Genomic DNA, 16,292 nt, shown 5'->3' with positions numbered 1-16,292 from the left:
AGAACAGGCCGCGGTGCCAGCAGCACCGGCGGCTAAATCACGCCGGACGACGGCGCGAAGGAACAATTGGGGGCCAGTTGAAAACCCGGACACAGTCTATAGAAGCGTCAACGCCGCGCACATTAACCCTTGGTCGCGTCGTAGGCTACTTTTGCCTGCACTACAACGCCAGTTTTCGCATTGCTGCCGGTCAATTTTTTGCGCCTGCAAGCCTTTCGAACGCCCGACTGGTGCGAGTCACGAAACCTTTATCGGCACGAATCACGAAGAATGCACCAATGTCGTGTTTTTCGGCATAGTCCCAAGCCCTTTCAGGCCCGAGAATCAGCAACAGTGTCGATAGTCCGTCGGCCATCAAGGCTGAAGGATGCATGACCGTGACTGACGCCAGATCGTGTACGACGGGCGCTCCGGTGCGGGCATCGAAGGTGTGGGAATATCGCTTTCCATCCTGTTGAAAATAGTTGCGGTAGTCGCCGGACGTGGAAAGCCCGTAGCCATCGACATTAATGACGCGCTCCGCTACTTGCTGATCGTCACGTGGCTCCTCCAGGGCAATGCGCCAGGGCGAGCCGTCGAGCTTTCTGCCGGACGCCTTGAGCTCGCCCGTGGCTTCGGCCAGATAATCATGAATACCCATGGCATCGAGTCGCGCGGCAATGGTGTCGACCGCGTAACCGGCGGCGATGCTGTTGAAATCGACCTCGACCGCCGCGTCCTTGCACAACTGGTCACCATCGATACGCAAATGCCGGTAACCCACCCGCTTCTGCACCTCGGCCAGCGCCGCAGCGCTCGGGACTTTCTCCTCACGCCCTTGCGGACCGAAGCCCCAGAGGTTGAGCAACGGTTCTACCGTCAGGTCGTAGGAACCTTCGCTCTGTTGCGACAGCTGTTCGCCCACCCGGACCAACTCAAGAATCGGTGCCGGCATGATCTGACAGCGATCGGCGGGCAATGCGTTGAAGCGCGAGATATCCGAGTCCGCACGGTAGGTGGACATCTGCCGGTCGACGTCGGCGAGGATCTTTTCCACTTCGACCCGGACGTCCTGGGGAGCGGGCAAGTTGATTCGTCGCACGTACTTGATCGAATACGTGCTGCCCATGGTCGGACCGCCGAAGCTTTCCATGGAGTCGCCATTGCCGCATCCGGACAGGACACCGAGAACACTCACGAAAACCAGCATCCGTCCAGTTAACAATTCTTCATCTCCGAGCAAAATCGCGACGGCCATTATGGCCACAGAGCCCGCTCGCTCCCAAACGGATACAACGCCTTCACACAAAATCAACAAGTGAGTACCTGAACATGTCCTCCTCCACGGGCAAAGGCAAAGCGATTTTTCGCGTTGTCAGCGGCAACTTTCTCGAGATGTTCGACTTCATGGTCTACGGCTTTTACGCCACGGCCATTGCCAAGACCTTCTTCCCTACCGACAGCGCGTTCGCGTCCCTGATGCTCTCCCTTGCCACCTTCGGCGCAGGCTTCCTGATGCGCCCGCTGGGGGCGATTTTCCTCGGTGCCTACATTGACCGTCACGGTCGTCGCCAGGGCTTGATCATCACCCTCGCCCTGATGGCGGCCGGTACCGTGCTGATTGCCTGCGTCCCGGGTTACGCCACCCTTGGCGTCGCCGCGCCGCTGATCGTATTGTTCGGCCGTTTGCTGCAAGGCTTTTCGGCTGGCGTGGAACTGGGCGGCGTGTCGGTGTATCTGGCAGAAATTTCTACGCCGGGGCGCAAGGGCTTCTTCGTCAGCTGGCAGTCCGCCAGCCAACAAGCCGCCGTGGTATTCGCCGGCCTGCTCGGTGTTGGCCTCAACCACTGGCTGAGCCCGGACCAAATGGGCGAATGGGGCTGGCGCGTGCCTTTCCTGATTGGCTGCATGATTGTTCCGGTAATTTTCGTGATTCGCCGCTCCCTGGAGGAAACGCCGGAATTCCAGGCCCGCAAACACCGTCCTACCCTGCAGGAAATCGTCCGCTCGATCGGTCAGAACTTTGGCATCGTCCTCGCCGGCATGGCGCTGGTGGTGATGACTACCGTGTCGTTCTATCTGATCACCGCCTACACCCCGACTTTTGGCAAGGCAGAGTTGCACTTGTCAGACTTCGATGCATTGCTGGTAACCGTGTGCATCGGTCTGTCGAACTTCTTCTGGCTGCCGGTGATGGGCGCCGTATCTGACAAGATCGGCCGCAAACCTCTGCTGCTGGCGGCGACGAGCCTGGCGATCCTGACTGCCTACCCGGCGCTGTCGTGGCTGGTGGCGAATCCGAGCTTCAGCCATCTGTTGATCGTCGAGTTGTGGCTGTCGTTCCTGTACGGCTCGTACAACGGTGCGATGGTGGTGGCCCTGACCGAAATCATGCCGGTAGAAGTGCGTACGACGGGTTTCTCGCTGGCCTACAGTCTGGCCACCGCAACGTTTGGTGGTTTCACGCCAGCCGCCTGCACTTACCTGATCCATGTGCTGGACAACAAGGCTGCGCCGGGAATCTGGCTCAGCGGCGCAGCGGTGCTGGGCCTGATCGCGACCCTGGTGCTGTTCCGTGGCAACAGGCATGCATTGCGTACGGCACAAACCGTCATCCCCCACTGACCAGAATCGCGCACAAACAAAAACGCCCCGACAATGTCGGGGCGTTTTCATTTGCGGCTAAGGCTTAGCGCGGGAACGCTGGCGGGTTTACACCGGCCATGTCTTCCATCACGCGAACCACCTGGCAGCTGTAACCGAACTCGTTGTCGTACCAGACGTACAGAACGACGCGGTTATCCTGGGTGATGGTTGCCTCGGCATCCACGACACCGGCATGACGCGAGCCCACGAAGTCAGTGGAAACCACTTCCTGCGAGCTGACGTAATCGATCTGCTTGTGCAGTTCCGAGTGCATGGCCATCTGACGCAGGTACTCGTTGATTTCGTCGCGAGTGGTGGCCTTTTCCAGATTCAGGTTCAGGATGGCCATCGACACGTTCGGCGTAGGTACGCGAATCGCGTTGCCGGTCAGCTTGCCCTTGAGCACTGGCAGTGCCTTGGCAGCGGCAGTGGCGGCACCGGTCTCGGTGATCACCATGTTCAGCGGCGCGGCGCGGCCACGACGGCTGCCCTTGTGGAAGTTGTCGATCAGGTTCTGGTCGTTGGTGAACGAGTGAACGGTTTCGACGTGGCCGTTGACGATGCCGTACTGGTCGTTGACGGCCTTGAGCACCGGCACGATGGCGTTGGTGGTGCAGGACGCCGCCGAGATGATCTTGTCGTCAGGCGTGATGTCGCCGTGGTTGATGCCGTGAACGATGTTCTTCAGCGCGCCTTTGCCCGGCGCGGTCAGAATCACGCGGGCAGCGCCCGGGCAGGCCAGGTGCTGGCCCAGGCCGTCGGCATCACGCCATACACCGGTGTTGTCGACGATCAGCGCATTCTCGATGCCGTACTGGGTGTAGTCGACTTCGGACGGGCTCTTGGCGTAGATCACCTGAATCAGGTTGCCGTTGGCGGTGATGGTGTTGTTTTCTTCATCGATGGTGATAGTGCCATCGAACGGGCCATGTACCGAGTCACGACGCAGCAGGCTGGCACGCTTGACCAGATCGTTTTCAGAACCCTTGCGAACAACGATGGCACGCAGACGCAAGCCGTCGCCACCACCGGTTTTTTCGATCAGGATGCGCGCCAGCAGACGGCCGATACGACCGAAGCCGTACAGCACGACATCGGTGCCTTTACGCGCGGAGGCGTTTTGCTGGCCCACGACATCGGCCAACTCTTCGCGAACGAATTGTTCGGCCGTGCGGCCATTGCCTTCAGCGCGGAACTTGAACGCCAACTTGCCCAGATCCACCGAAGCCGCGCCGAGCTTGAGCTCGCTCATGGCCTTCAGCAGAGGGAATGTTTCGTGGACGGAGAGTTCGCTATCGTCGGAAGAACGATGGCGAGCAAAGCGATGAGCCTTGAGAATCGCGATGACAGACTGGTTGATCAGGCTGCGGCCATAGATCGAGCTCACCACGTTGTTATTGCGGTAGAGCTGACCGATAAGCGGAATCATCGCTTCTGCGAGTGCTTCACGGTCGATCCATTCACCAAGACACTGGTCGGGCTTCTGAGTCACGGGAACCTTCCACATGTAGGGGCAGAAAAAAGGGGCTACATTATGCCGCCGAGAACCTCTCGTAGCAATGCGCGCTTGTCGTGCAACCGGTAACAAAACGCCGTCCAAAAAAATAACGCCTCGCGCAAGCCCAGTAAAACCGGGGCCTGCAGCGCAGTCAGTTTTTCGACGGCTGTTAGACGATGTCTGTAACCCTCCGTAACACCACTCGATTTCGGCACTACATAATCGTCAAAAAAGTGTCTGTTTTTATGGTTACCACTACATTTTCCGGAAACAGCGCAGATAGACGCAGTCTGCAACTGACAGGCGGCACCGGACGCCGCTACAATTACCGACTTTGTCGCAACGCCTGGAGCTCAACCTTCCGTGCCTGTTCTGCGTCTACCGCTTCTCCCTGCTGCGGCAGGTAAACAGCACTGGGGCAATCTGCCCGGTGCTGCACTGAGCCTGGCCATTGCCGAGGCTGCCAGCGCTGCCAAGCGCTTCACGTTGCTGCTGACCGCCGACAGCCAGAGTGCCGAACGGCTGGAGCAGGAACTGAGCTTCTTCGCCCCGGATTTACCGGTGCTGCATTTCCCCGATTGGGAAACCCTGCCCTACGACCTGTTTTCGCCGCATCAGGACATCATCTCCCAGCGCATCGCCAGCCTTTACAGACTGCCGGAACTGGAACATGGCGTGCTGGTGGTGCCGATCACTACGGCCCTGCATCGTCTGGCGCCGACCAGGTTCCTGCTCGGCAGCAGCCTGGTGCTGGATGTCGGTCAGAAACTCGACGTCGAACAGATGCGCACACGGCTCGAAGCCAGCGGCTATCGGTACGTCGATACGGTGTACGAACACGGCGAGTTCACGGTACGCGGCGCACTGATCGACCTGTTTCCGATGGGCAGCAAACTGCCTTATCGGATCGATCTGTTCGACGACGAAATCGAAACCCTGCGCACCTTCGACCCGGAAACCCAGCGCTCCATCGACAAGGTCGATTCGGTCAAACTGCTGCCGGCCAAGGAATTTCCGCTGCAGAAAGAAGCGGTCACCCGTTTCAAGGCGCGTTTTCGCGAGCGCTTCGACGTCGATTTCCGCCGCTGCCCGATCTTTCAGGATCTGAGCAGCGGCATCACCCCGGCCGGCATCGAGTACTACTTGCCGCTGTTCTTCGAGGAAACCTCGACCCTGTTCGATTACCTGCCCCAGGACACCCAGGTGTTCTCGCTGCCAGGAATCGAGCAAGCGGCAGAAAACTTCTGGAACGACGTGCGCAATCGTTATGAAGAACGCCGTGTCGATCCGTCACGTCCTTTATTGCCACCCGCCGAGCTGTTTCTGCCGGTAGAGGATTGCTTCGCCCGCCTGAAGAACTGGCCGCGCGTGGTGGCCAGCCAGCAGGATGTGGAAACCGGTGTCGGCCGCGAGCGCTTTCCCGCGCAGGCACTGCCGGATCTGGCGATCGAAGCCAAGGCCACGCAGCCGTTGGCCGCACTTTCCACCTTTCTCGACCAGTTCCCGGGACGCGTGCTGTTCACTGCCGAGTCCGCAGGTCGTCGCGAAGTGCTGCTGGAGTTGCTGGATCGACTGAAGCTGCGACCGAAAACCGTCGATAGCTGGCCGGACTTCGTCGCGGGCAAGGATCGCCTGGCGATCACCATTGCACCGCTCGACGAAGGCCTGATGCTCGATGACCCGGCACTGGCACTGGCCGCGGAAAGCCCGCTGTTCGGCCAGCGCGTGATGCAGCGTCGTCGCCGCGAGAAACGCGCCGACGCCAACAACGATGCGGTGATCAAGAACCTCACCGAATTGCGCGAGGGCGCGCCGGTGGTCCATATCGACCACGGTGTCGGCCGCTATCTCGGCCTGACGATTCTGGAAATCGACAACCAGGCTGCCGAATTCCTCACCCTCGAATACGCCGAGAACGCCAAGCTCTATGTGCCGGTGGCCAACCTGCATCTCATTGCCCGCTACACCGGCAGCGACGATGCCCTGGCCCCGCTGCACCGACTCGGCTCGGAGACCTGGCAGAAAGCCAAACGCAAGGCTGCCGAACAGGTCCGCGACGTGGCCGCCGAACTGCTCGACATCTACGCCCGTCGCGCCGCTCGCGAAGGTTACGCATTCGCCGATCCGAAAGCCGATTATGCGACGTTCAGCGCCGGCTTCCCGTTCGAGGAAACTCCGGACCAGCAAGCCACCATCGAAGCCGTGCGCGAGGACATGCTTGCGCCGAAGCCGATGGACCGGCTGGTCTGCGGTGACGTGGGCTTCGGCAAGACCGAAGTGGCCATGCGTGCCGCATTCATTGCCGTGCACGGCGGCAAGCAAGTGGCAATCCTGGTGCCGACCACCCTGCTCGCCCAGCAGCACTACAACAGCTTCCGCGACCGCTTCGCCGACTGGCCGGTGACCGTGGAAGTGATGAGCCGCTTCAAGTCGGCAAAAGAAGTGAACGCGGCGGTGGCCGAACTGGCCGAAGGCAATATCGACATCGTCATCGGCACCCACAAGCTGCTGCAGGACGACGTCAAGATCAAGAACCTGGGTCTGGTGATCATCGACGAAGAACACCGCTTCGGTGTCCGTCAGAAAGAACAGCTCAAGGCCCTGCGCAGCGAAGTCGACATTCTGACCCTGACAGCCACCCCGATTCCGCGCACGCTGAACATGGCGGTGTCGGGCATGCGCGACCTGTCGATCATCGCCACGCCGCCGGCGCGACGTCTGTCGGTGCGCACCTTCGTCATGGAGCAGAACAAGAGCACGGTGAAGGAAGCCTTGCTGCGCGAACTGCTGCGCGGCGGTCAGGTTTACTACCTGCACAACGACGTGAAGACCATCGAGAAATGCGCCGCCGAACTGGCCGAACTGGTGCCGGAGGCGCGCATCGGCATCGGGCACGGACAGATGCGCGAGCGCGAACTCGAACAGGTAATGAGCGACTTCTACCACAAGCGCTTCAACGTACTGATCGCCTCGACCATCATCGAGACCGGCATCGACGTGCCGAGCGCCAACACCATCATCATCGAGCGCGCCGACAAGTTCGGTCTGGCGCAGTTGCACCAGTTGCGCGGTCGCGTCGGTCGCAGCCACCACCAGGCCTACGCCTACCTGCTGACCCCGCCACGCCAACAGATCTCCGGCGATGCGGAAAAACGTCTGGAGGCGATTGCCAATACGCAAGACCTCGGCGCGGGCTTCGTGCTGGCCACCAACGACCTGGAAATCCGTGGCGCCGGCGAACTGCTGGGCGATGGCCAGAGCGGGCAGATTCAAGCCGTCGGCTTCACGCTGTACATGGAAATGCTCGAGCGCGCGGTGAAATCGATCCGCAAGGGCGAACAGCCAAACCTCGATCAACCGCTCGGTGGCGGCCCGGAAGTCAACCTGCGGGTGCCGGCGCTGATTCCGGAGGATTACCTGCCGGATGTGCATGCACGGTTGATCCTCTACAAACGCATCGCGTCGGCCACCGACGAGGAGGGCCTAAAAGACCTGCAAGTGGAGATGATCGACCGCTTCGGCCTGCTGCCGGAACCGACCAAGAATCTGGTGCGCATCACTGCATTGAAATTGCAGGCCGAACAGCTGGGCATCAAGAAGGTCGATGGCGGCCCGCAGGGCGGTCGAATCGAGTTCGCCGCACAGACCCCGGTCGATCCGATGACCCTGATCAAGCTGATTCAGAGTCAACCGAAACGCTACAAATTCGAAGGCGCCACGATGTTCAAATTCCAGGTGCCGATGGAGCGCCCGGAAGAGCGCTTTAATACTGTGGAGGCGCTGTTCGAGCGCCTCCTCCCGAAAACTGCTTGAAGGACGCCGCATGCGCCTGTTTCGCTCACTGACTTTGCTGCTGACCCCGCTCTTGATGACGCTGGCGGCACCCTCGGCGTTTGCCGATGACCTGTATCAGGTTGAAATGATTCTGATACGCCAGAACGCCGTCCCCGCCATCATCAGCCGCGCCGCACCGGAAGACTGGGCCGCCGGCGCCAGACGCCTTGACGATGCCAGCCTGCGTACTCCCGCATTGGGTGAAGTCGCCAGCAAACTCGCTGCCAGCGGCGAATACACTGTGCTGATGCACAAGGCCTGGCAGCAGCCTCTGGGCGAGTCGCCGACCAAAATCGCGATCAGCGACGGCAAGGAACAGTTCGGCCAGTTTCCCATCGAGGGCACGCTCGAAATGAAACTCGGGCGTTTCACCGACGTCAACGCCGATTTCTGGGTCAACCAGATCGACGCCAACGGCATGGTCACCGCCAGCGAACGCCTGAAACAGGACAGCCACACCAAAAATGGCCAGCTCAACTACCTGGACAACGGCCACCTAGCCATGCTGATCAAGATCACTTCGCTGACGGCGCCAGCGCCTCGGGAAGCACCTGAATCCATTCCGGACTGATCGAAGTCCTCATGCCTCCACCTCTGAGCAAACCGCTGGCCCCTTCCTGGGTCAGCCGGTTCAAGGAACAAAGCCTGGAGCGTGGCCGCCGCTACGCTCTGGAAAACCGGGTGCGGATCGTGCAGGTCGGCGACGCGACAATTACCGCCAGTTGCGAAGGCTCTGGCGGCAACCTCTATCGCCAGACGATCCATTTGCGCGAATCGGCCAAAGGCACACTGCTGATGGTCGACGCCACCTGCACCTGCCCGGTTCACAGCAACTGCAAACACTGTGCAGCGGTATTGCTGCACGTGCAGGAAACCCTCGAATACCCTGCCGCCACCAAAGACGCCGAACTGCTGGAAAAACTCCAGGCCGTCCTGGAAAACCGCAGTCCCAAGGCGCCGCCACAAGTACTGGTCGACAACGTACAGCCGGTGCCGCGCCTGTGGCTGGCCAGCGTCGAGTTCAGCGCCTTCGAACCACGCAATGGCAAGATGCAGCGCTATATCCAGCACCGTGCGGCACTGTCGTTCAGTTATCTCGACGAATACGTCAGCGGGCAGAAAAACAGCGACATTCTGATACGCCAGGAAGCTCAGACACTGCGGGTCAAACGCCACCCGGAGGTTGAACAAAGCTACCGCGAACAACTGCGGATTCTCGGCTTTCGCATAGCCACAAGGCAAAGCAAGGCTCTACCGGAAAGCGCCGGCGAACTCTATGAAATGGTCAATGACAGCGCCTGGCTGACGTTTACGCTGAACGACCTGCCGAAGCTGCGCACCCAAGGCTGGGAACTGCTGGTCGACGATGAATTCGGCTTCGACCTGACTGCCGTCGACGACTGGTACGCCACCGTCGAGCAGACGCCAGAGCGCGACTGGTTTGATCTGGAGCTGGGTATCATCGTCAATGGCGAACGCCTGAGCCTTTTGCCGATCCTGCTCAACCTGATGCGCTCGCACACAGAAATCCTCAACCCCGAACGCCTCGCCCGGCGCCGGGACGACGAGCTGATTCTGGTGAACATCCCGCAACGCAACAGTGAGCACGGCCCCCTGCAGGTCGCTCTGCCGCTCGGCCGGTTGAAGCCGGTGCTGGCGACGCTGGGCGAGTTCTATCTGCAAGAGCCGGGCGAAACCTCCCTGCGCCTGAGCAAGGCTGACGCCACCCGCCTCAATTCGCTGGAAGACATCCCCCTTCTGTGGGAGGGCGGAGAACAGATTCGCAGCTTCGCCCAACGCTTGCGTGATATCCGCGACTATAACGCCGAAGCGCCGCAAGGGCTGAACGCGACGCTGCGCCCTTATCAGCTCGAAGGCTTGAGCTGGATGCAGTCGCTGCGGCAACTTGAAGTCGGCGGGATTCTTGCCGATGACATGGGTCTGGGCAAAACCCTACAGACCCTGGCACACATTCTCAGCGAGAAAAACGCCGGGCGACTGGATCGACCCTGCATGGTGGTGATGCCCACCAGCCTGATCCCCAACTGGCTGGATGAAGCGGCGCACTTCACACCACAGCTCAAAGTGCTGGCCCTGTACGGCGCCAGCCGCAAAAAGCATTTCGAGCATCTGGCCGATTACGACCTGATCCTCACGACCTACGCGCTGCTGCCCAAGGATGTCGGGCACCTGACCCGGCAACCGCTGCACGTATTGGTGCTGGACGAGGCGCAGTACATCAAGAATCCGAACAGCAAAGCCGCCCAGGCCGCCCGCGAATTGAACGCTCGCCAGCGCCTGTGCCTGAGCGGAACCCCTCTGGAAAACCACCTGGGCGAGTTGTGGTCGCTGTTTCACTTCCTGCTGCCCGGCTGGCTCGGCGACGTCAAAAGCTTCAACGCCGATTACCGTGTACCAATCGAAAAGCGCGCCAGCGAAGTCAGACTTCAGCACCTCAACGGTCGGATCAAACCCTTCCTGCTGCGCCGCACCAAGGAACAGGTCGCGACCGAGTTGCCGCCGAAAACCGAGATCATCCATTGGGTCGAGCTCAACGAGGCGCAGCGCGACGTGTACGAAACCATGCGCCTGGCCATGGACAAGAAGGTGCGCGACGAGATCACTCGCAAAGGCGTGGCGCGCAGCCAGATCATCATTCTCGAAGCGCTGCTCAAGCTGCGTCAGGTCTGCTGTGATTTGCGCCTGGTCAACGACGCCACCCTGCCCGCTCGCGGCAGCACCTCGGGCAAGCTCGACAGCCTGATGGAAATGCTCGAGGAGTTGTTTGAGGAAGGACGGCGGATTCTGTTGTTCTCGCAGTTCACCTCGATGCTGTCATTGATCGAAGACGAGCTGAAAAAGCGCAATGTCCCCTATGCGTTGCTGACCGGGCAAACCCGGGATCGGCGCACACCGGTGAAGGAATTCCAGAGCGGCAAGCGTCAGATCTTTCTCATCAGCCTGAAGGCTGGCGGTGTGGGCCTGAACCTGACGGAAGCGGACACCGTGATTCACTACGATCCGTGGTGGAACCCCGCGACCGAAAACCAGGCCACCGACCGTGCGTATCGCATTGGCCAGGAGAAGCCAGTGTTCGTCTACAAGATGATTGCCCGGGGCACGGTCGAAGAGAAAATTCAGCATCTGCAGCGGGAAAAATCCGACCTGGCGGCCGGCGTGCTGGATGGGCGCAAGGCCGGGGACTGGAAGTTGCAGAGCGACGATATCGAGGCGCTGTTTGCGCCGTTGCCGGACAAGTTCGACAAGCGCTGAAATCTTTGTCGTTTACCAGATCGATTCGCGGGCAAGCCCGCTCCCACAGAGATAGCGCTTAACCTGTGGGAGCGGGCTTGCCCGCGAATGGCTCGACTCGGTTTTGAGCCGGACTCAGCCCTTCAGCACCCGCGCCAACGTCGATTTCACCTTGCCCATCCCGTCATGCAGCGCCTGCTCGATCTCGGCCATGGTAATCACTGCCGTGGTCTTGCCCGCCGCCGGATTCACCACCAGCGACAGGCAGGCGTAATCCAGATCCAGCTCACGGGCCAGTGCGGCTTCCGGCATGCCGGTCATGCCGACGATGTCGCAGCCGTCACGCTCCAGACGCACGATCTCCGCCACAGTTTCCAGTCGCGGGCCCTGGGTGCAGGCGTAAACACCTTGATCGCTGTATTCGCAACCTTCAGCGGCCAGCGCAGCAATCAGTTGCTGACGCAGTGGTTCGCTGTAGGGAAAGCTGAAGTCGATGTGTGTGACATGCTCCAGATCATCGGCGAAATAGGTGTGTTCGCGCCCGCTGGTGTAGTCGACGATCTGATGCGGCACGCAGAAATGTCCGGTGCCCATTGCCGGATGAATCCCACCCACGGCGTTGACCGCAATGATTGCTTCGGCCCCCGCCTGCTTCAACGCCCACAGGTTGGCGCGATAGTTGACCTTGTGCGGCGGGAAGCGATGCGGATGACCGTGGCGAGCGAGGAACAGCACTTCCTTGCCGGCGTATTCACCGATCTGGATTTCAGCCGATGGCGCACCATAAGGCGTATCCACCGCCAGCGACTGACGAATGCTCAGACCTTCCAGCTGGGTCAGGCCTGTGCCACCGATGATTGCGTAAACCGTCATAGCGAAAAATCCTTAATCGATCAGTTGAGCGTCTTTGAGCGCGCCGACAGCGGTCAGCCAGCGCGGATCCTGACGGTATTCGGTGTTGGCGAACGCCTGACCGCGCATGCGTGAGATGCGCGGCGACGGCTTGACCTTCATGCGTTGCGCGGCGCTCAGGGCCAGCTCGGCGGCCGCTCGGTCGTTGCACACCAGACCCATATCGCAACCGGCGCTGAGTGCCGCTTCGATACGGCTCGCCGCGTCGCCCACCACATGCGCGCCAGCCATGGACAGGTCATCACTGAAGATCACACCGTCGAACTGCAACTCACCGCGCAGGATGTCCTGCAACCAGCGCCGGGAGAACCCTGCGGGTTGTGCGTCGACTTGCGGATAAATGACGTGGGCCGGCATGACGGCGGCCAATTGCTTGCTGAGTCTGGCGAACGGCACGAGGTCGTTGGCGCGGATCTCTTCGAGGCTACGCTCGTCGTTGGGGATGGCGACGTGGGAGTCGGCTTCGGCCCAGCCGTGGCCGGGGAAATGCTTGCCGGTTGCTGCCATGCCGGCACTGTTCATACCTTTGATGAAAGCACCGGCGAGCAGTGCTGCACGCTCCGGATTCCCTTCGAACGAACGGGTACCGACCACGGCGCTTCGCTGGTAATCCAGATCCAGCACCGGCGCGAAGCTCAGGTCGAGCCCGACTGCCAGCACTTCTGTAGCCATGATCCAGCCGCATTGCTCGGCCAAGTACTCGGCATTCGGGTTATCAGCAATAGCCCGCATGGCCGGCAGACGCACGAAGCCCTGACGCAGACGCTGGACGCGACCGCCTTCCTGGTCCACCGCCAGCAACAGATCCGGGCGAATGGCACGGATCGCCGCGCTCAGCTCGCGCACCTGACGCGGGTGCTCGATGTTACGGGCAAAAATGATCAGGCCGCCCACTTCGGGCTGGCGCAACAATTGGCGATCTTCGGCCGTCAGCCAAGTACCGGCGACGTCCACCATCAACGAGCCTTGCAGGCCAGCAGTCATAGAGATTCCTTGAAAACGAAAAACCCGTCGCCCACGAAAACACCACCAGCGGCATTGCCCGGCAGGTCGGTGATTTCAATGAGTAACGGGTTCAGAACGAGAGTCGGCATGGGCGGCTAGCTTAGCGGATGTCCGCTGCCACGCCCACCCATGGACAGTCAAACCTTGGCAGGCGCCGGTACTGACTTGCTGCGCGGCCGCAACTGCGCCGTAGCCATGGCCGGATCGGTGACACCGGTTTCGGCACGCATGCCGGCCGCCAGGAACGGCACCATCAGGCGCATGACTTGCTCGATGGAGGTATTGACACCGAAATCGGTCTCGGCGATCGCACGCAACGCCTTGATACCCGACATGCTGAACGCCGCCGCACCCAGCATGAAATGCACGCGCCAGAACAGCTCGATAGGAGGAATGCGCGGTGCGGCCTCGTTCACCAGCAACATGTAGCGACGGAACACCTTGCCGTACATATCTTCCAGATAACGGCGCAGGTGCCCCTGGCTCTGGCTGAATGCCAGACCGAGCAAACGCATGAAAATCGACAGATCATTGCCACTGCGAGGCTGTACCACCAGAGCCTGCTCGACAAGGATCTCCAGCAGCTCTTCCAGTGAAGGCTTGTTCTCTGGCTTGGCCTGACGCCGCTCCAGCTCTTTATCGAGACTGATGCAGAAAGGGCCGAGAAAGCGCGAGAAAACCGCCTGGATCAGCGCCTTTTTCGAGCCAAAATGATAATTCACCGCTGCCAGGTTGACCCCTGCCTTGCTGGTGATCAGACGCAATGAGGTTTCAGCGAAACCTTTTTCCGCGAACAGCTGTTCTGCAGCATCAAGAATGCGTTCAACGGTTTCCGACTGGGCCATGGCTACTCCGCCTGACAAACACTTGTTTGAAACATACGTTTCAGCCTATGCCTTGTCAAGCCTGCCGGTTCGTTTTGGGAATGGTCGGTCAGATATTTAACCACAACAAGGACGCTGCATTAATCGACGCCGTCACTGACCGTCCGGCGCCCTGGCAAAAAACGAGCATTGCCAAGATCGCTTCACTGTATATAATCCCAGTCACTGTATAAAAAGACAGAGCGATCATTATGCTTAAGCTGACGCCACGCCAAGCCGAGATTCTGGCTTTCATCAAACGTTGCCTCGAAGACAATGGCTATCCGCCAACCCGCGCGGAAATCGCTCAGGAACTGGGCTTCAAATCACCCAACGCGGCCGAAGAGCATCTCAAGGCGCTCGCCCGCAAAGGCGCGATCGAAATGACACCCGGCGCCTCTCGCGGCATTCGCATCCCCGGTCTCGAAGCCAAGGTCGACGAATCCACCCTGCCGATCATCGGCCGCGTGGCTGCCGGCGCACCGATTCTTGCCGAGCAACATATCGAAGAGTCCTGCAATATCAATCCGGCCTTCTTCCACCCTCGCGCTGATTATCTGCTGCGCGTTCACGGGATGAGCATGAAGGACATCGGCATTTTCGACGGCGACCTGCTGGCCGTTCACACGACCCGGGAAGCACGCAACGGTCAGATCGTCGTTGCCCGGATCGGCGACGAAGTGACGGTCAAGCGCTTCAAGCGCGATGGCAGCAAAGTCTGGTTGATCGCCGAAAATCCCGAGTTCGCTCCCATCGAAGTCAACCTGAAAGACCAGGAACTGGTGATCGAAGGCTTGAGTGTCGGCGTAATCCGCCGCTAAAGGAGGCTTTATGCAGTTCCCACACGCACCTCAGCAAACACAACTGCCGTTGTTCGAAGCGTTTCTGGCACAACCACTGGCCCCGATACTCAAGGATGCAGCGGAGCGCACATGGAATGTCGAACCTGAAGCGTACAGCGAACTTTCGCTGCGCGGTGCGACCGGGAACTGCCTGAACCTGCTTGCACCGATTCTTCGTGAATTGAGCGACGATCAGGACGCGCGTTGGCTTACCCTGATTGCACCACCCGCGAGCCTGACACAGGCCTGGCTACGAGAGGCAGGGTTGAATCGCGAGCGCATCCTTTTATTGCAACCGCGCGGCACACAGAGCGCCATGCAGTTGGCTTGCGAGGCTCTGCGCCTTGGGCGAAGCCACACTGTAGTGACGTGGCTGAATCCGCTTAACGCAGCCTCACGCCAACAACTGATCAGCGCCGCCCGCATCGGGGACGCTCAAAGCCTGAATATTCGATTGGGCTGACTGCATGCGCGCCATCTGAAGCGCGGGGCTTCTCAAGGGATAGAGAAGCCGAACCGACGTGACAATCGACGGGCGGTGTTCAATGAAGAACTCGCGGCCCCTCTTCCTTATCAAATTCGCCTTCAACCATTCGACCGGCCATCTGCACGCCGACGCTCAGCATTGCTTTGGCAATCTCAACATGCTGCCCCTGCAGAAACGCCTTGGCATCCTCGGAAAAATCCAGCGTCACCAGGGAACCCTCGTCCTCGGCCCTGCGCAGTTCGATTCGGCCGTCTGGTAGCTCGACAATTTCTAGAAAGGACGTTGGCATATAGGTGTGTTCTCCGCGAAAGGCAGGGATTATATAGACATCATTCAAGATTCGCTCAGGATCTTGACCAGCAGCATGCATCTCGTCGCCACCAGCCAAGTCTCCATCAGCATTCGTTCAAGCCTTCACGGAAGCGGACAGCCAACCCCTTCAGGTGTTGTCGCCAGCTCTCCAGCTCTTGCCGGCTCAATTCTTCTGGCGCCTGCTCTTCATCCAGATTTACCGCCTGAATCAACGGCTGGGTCACATCCCCCTTCGGCTTGTGTGGCACCCGTGGTGGCTGAAACAGCGCCGAATGTGCCGCCAGCAATTTCGCCAGCCAGGTTTCCGGATTACCCGCCAACTCGATCATCTCGGCCAGTTCTGGAATTGCAATAGACTCAAGCACTTCGCTGGTCAACAGGGTTTCCGCTCGTGGTGCGTTAGCCTGTGGCAACCGATAGAACCCTGCAATCTCGTGACACAGCCCCAGCAACGCACCGTAGAGATGAAACAGCGCCGATTCGCGCCCGGCCTGTATCAGCGCCAGCGAATTCATTGTCCGCCCCTCTTCGGCCCTGGCGAGCGCCTCCAGCGACAACCCCGCGAAATAGATCTTCTGATTGGTACGGGTATAGAGCTCGTGGGCCATATCGGCACTCTCCGCGGCGAAATAAATGCTTCATACAGGTCGGACAGTGTCATG

13 protein-coding genes are annotated in these 16,292 nt (G+C 60.0%); 6 read left to right on the top strand and 7 right to left on the bottom strand.

Going from position 1 to position 16,292, the window contains the following annotated elements:
* Positions 1 to 190 precede the first annotated feature (190 nt).
* Complete coding sequence (locus BBF94_RS20060) at positions 191 to 1,189, bottom strand: FAD:protein FMN transferase (protein ID WP_404820963.1); 999 nt, start codon at positions 1,187 to 1,189, stop codon at positions 191 to 193.
* A gap of 122 nt (positions 1,190 to 1,311) precedes the next feature.
* Here BBF94_RS20060 and tcuC point away from each other — a divergent pair, with 122 nt between their 5' ends.
* Entirely contained in the window at positions 1,312 to 2,604 is a 1,293-nt protein-coding gene (gene tcuC / locus BBF94_RS20055; protein ID WP_065260712.1) for an MFS transporter, read from the top strand.
* A 64-nt stretch (positions 2,605 to 2,668) separates the two neighbouring features.
* On the opposite strand, the gene BBF94_RS20050 is transcribed toward tcuC, so the two are convergent.
* Entirely contained in the window at positions 2,669 to 4,132 is a 1,464-nt protein-coding gene (locus tag BBF94_RS20050) for a glyceraldehyde-3-phosphate dehydrogenase (RefSeq protein ID WP_065260711.1), read from the bottom strand.
* A 354-nt stretch (positions 4,133 to 4,486) separates the two neighbouring features.
* Here BBF94_RS20050 and mfd point away from each other — a divergent pair, with 354 nt between their 5' ends.
* The 3 genes from mfd to BBF94_RS20035 are packed head-to-tail and all read left to right on the top strand — an operon-like array spanning position 4,487 to position 11,230.
* The gene (mfd, locus tag BBF94_RS20045) at positions 4,487 to 7,936 is read left to right on the top strand and encodes a transcription-repair coupling factor (RefSeq protein ID WP_065260710.1); all 3,450 of its coding nucleotides are present in this window, start codon (positions 4,487 to 4,489) and stop codon (positions 7,934 to 7,936) included.
* Between the two features lie 10 nt (positions 7,937 to 7,946).
* A complete protein-coding gene (locus BBF94_RS20040) occupies positions 7,947 to 8,528 on the top strand; it encodes a CsiV family protein (RefSeq protein WP_065260709.1) in 582 nt (193 codons plus the stop codon).
* Between the two features lie 11 nt (positions 8,529 to 8,539).
* Entirely contained in the window at positions 8,540 to 11,230 is a 2,691-nt protein-coding gene (locus tag BBF94_RS20035) for a DEAD/DEAH box helicase (RefSeq protein WP_065260708.1), read from the top strand.
* Between the two features lie 114 nt (positions 11,231 to 11,344).
* Here BBF94_RS20035 and BBF94_RS20030 read toward each other — a convergent pair whose 3' ends face one another.
* From BBF94_RS20030 to BBF94_RS20020, 3 genes are all read right to left on the bottom strand, one after another.
* Complete coding sequence (locus BBF94_RS20030; protein ID WP_065260707.1) at positions 11,345 to 12,082, bottom strand: S-methyl-5'-thioinosine phosphorylase; 738 nt, start codon at positions 12,080 to 12,082, stop codon at positions 11,345 to 11,347.
* Positions 12,083 to 12,094: 12 nt separating this feature from the next.
* Entirely contained in the window at positions 12,095 to 13,093 is a 999-nt protein-coding gene (nagZ, locus tag BBF94_RS20025; protein ID WP_176704482.1) for a beta-N-acetylhexosaminidase, read from the bottom strand.
* A gap of 170 nt (positions 13,094 to 13,263) precedes the next feature.
* Positions 13,264 to 13,971, bottom strand: coding sequence for a TetR/AcrR family transcriptional regulator (locus tag BBF94_RS20020; protein ID WP_065260705.1), 708 nt, complete (start codon positions 13,969 to 13,971; stop codon positions 13,264 to 13,266).
* Between the two features lie 230 nt (positions 13,972 to 14,201).
* Here BBF94_RS20020 and lexA point away from each other — a divergent pair, with 230 nt between their 5' ends.
* Positions 14,202 to 14,810, top strand: coding sequence for a transcriptional repressor LexA (lexA, locus tag BBF94_RS20015; protein ID WP_065260704.1), 609 nt, complete (start codon positions 14,202 to 14,204; stop codon positions 14,808 to 14,810).
* Positions 14,811 to 14,820: 10 nt separating this feature from the next.
* Positions 14,821 to 15,294, top strand: coding sequence for an SOS-induced cell division inhibitor SulA (gene sulA, locus BBF94_RS20010; RefSeq protein WP_065260703.1), 474 nt, complete (start codon positions 14,821 to 14,823; stop codon positions 15,292 to 15,294).
* Between the two features lie 79 nt (positions 15,295 to 15,373).
* Here sulA and BBF94_RS20005 read toward each other — a convergent pair whose 3' ends face one another.
* On the bottom strand, positions 15,374 to 15,607 hold the full coding sequence (locus tag BBF94_RS20005) for a hypothetical protein (protein ID WP_003226592.1): 234 nt from the start codon (positions 15,605 to 15,607) through the stop codon (positions 15,374 to 15,376).
* Positions 15,608 to 15,713: 106 nt separating this feature from the next.
* Complete coding sequence (locus BBF94_RS20000; protein WP_065260702.1) at positions 15,714 to 16,238, bottom strand: DUF6586 family protein; 525 nt, start codon at positions 16,236 to 16,238, stop codon at positions 15,714 to 15,716.
* Positions 16,239 to 16,292: the final 54 nt, after the last annotated feature.

The organism is Pseudomonas bananamidigenes, assembly GCF_001679645.1.
In the GTDB taxonomy this organism is placed as follows: Bacteria; Pseudomonadota; Gammaproteobacteria; order Pseudomonadales; family Pseudomonadaceae; genus Aquipseudomonas; species Aquipseudomonas bananamidigenes.
The sequence above is the reverse complement of the archived record's forward strand: the minus strand, read 5'-3'. Positions and strand labels throughout refer to the sequence as shown.

Coding starts and splice junctions, on each gene's coding strand:
- BBF94_RS20060 (WP_404820963.1), bottom strand. CDS start 1,189: ATGCTGGTTTTCGTGAGTGTTCTCGGTGTCCTGTCCGGATGCGGCAAT.
- tcuC (WP_065260712.1), top strand. CDS start 1,312: ATGTCCTCCTCCACGGGCAAAGGCAAAGCGATTTTTCGCGTTGTCAGC.
- BBF94_RS20050 (WP_065260711.1), bottom strand. CDS start 4,132: ATGTGGAAGGTTCCCGTGACTCAGAAGCCCGACCAGTGTCTTGGTGAA.
- BBF94_RS20040 (WP_065260709.1), top strand. CDS start 7,947: ATGCGCCTGTTTCGCTCACTGACTTTGCTGCTGACCCCGCTCTTGATG.
- BBF94_RS20035 (WP_065260708.1), top strand. CDS start 8,540: ATGCCTCCACCTCTGAGCAAACCGCTGGCCCCTTCCTGGGTCAGCCGG.
- BBF94_RS20030 (WP_065260707.1), bottom strand. CDS start 12,082: ATGACGGTTTACGCAATCATCGGTGGCACAGGCCTGACCCAGCTGGAA.
- BBF94_RS20020 (WP_065260705.1), bottom strand. CDS start 13,971: ATGGCCCAGTCGGAAACCGTTGAACGCATTCTTGATGCTGCAGAACAG.
- lexA (WP_065260704.1), top strand. CDS start 14,202: ATGCTTAAGCTGACGCCACGCCAAGCCGAGATTCTGGCTTTCATCAAA.
- sulA (WP_065260703.1), top strand. CDS start 14,821: ATGCAGTTCCCACACGCACCTCAGCAAACACAACTGCCGTTGTTCGAA.
- BBF94_RS20005 (WP_003226592.1), bottom strand. CDS start 15,607: ATGCCAACGTCCTTTCTAGAAATTGTCGAGCTACCAGACGGCCGAATC.
- BBF94_RS20000 (WP_065260702.1), bottom strand. CDS start 16,238: ATGGCCCACGAGCTCTATACCCGTACCAATCAGAAGATCTATTTCGCG.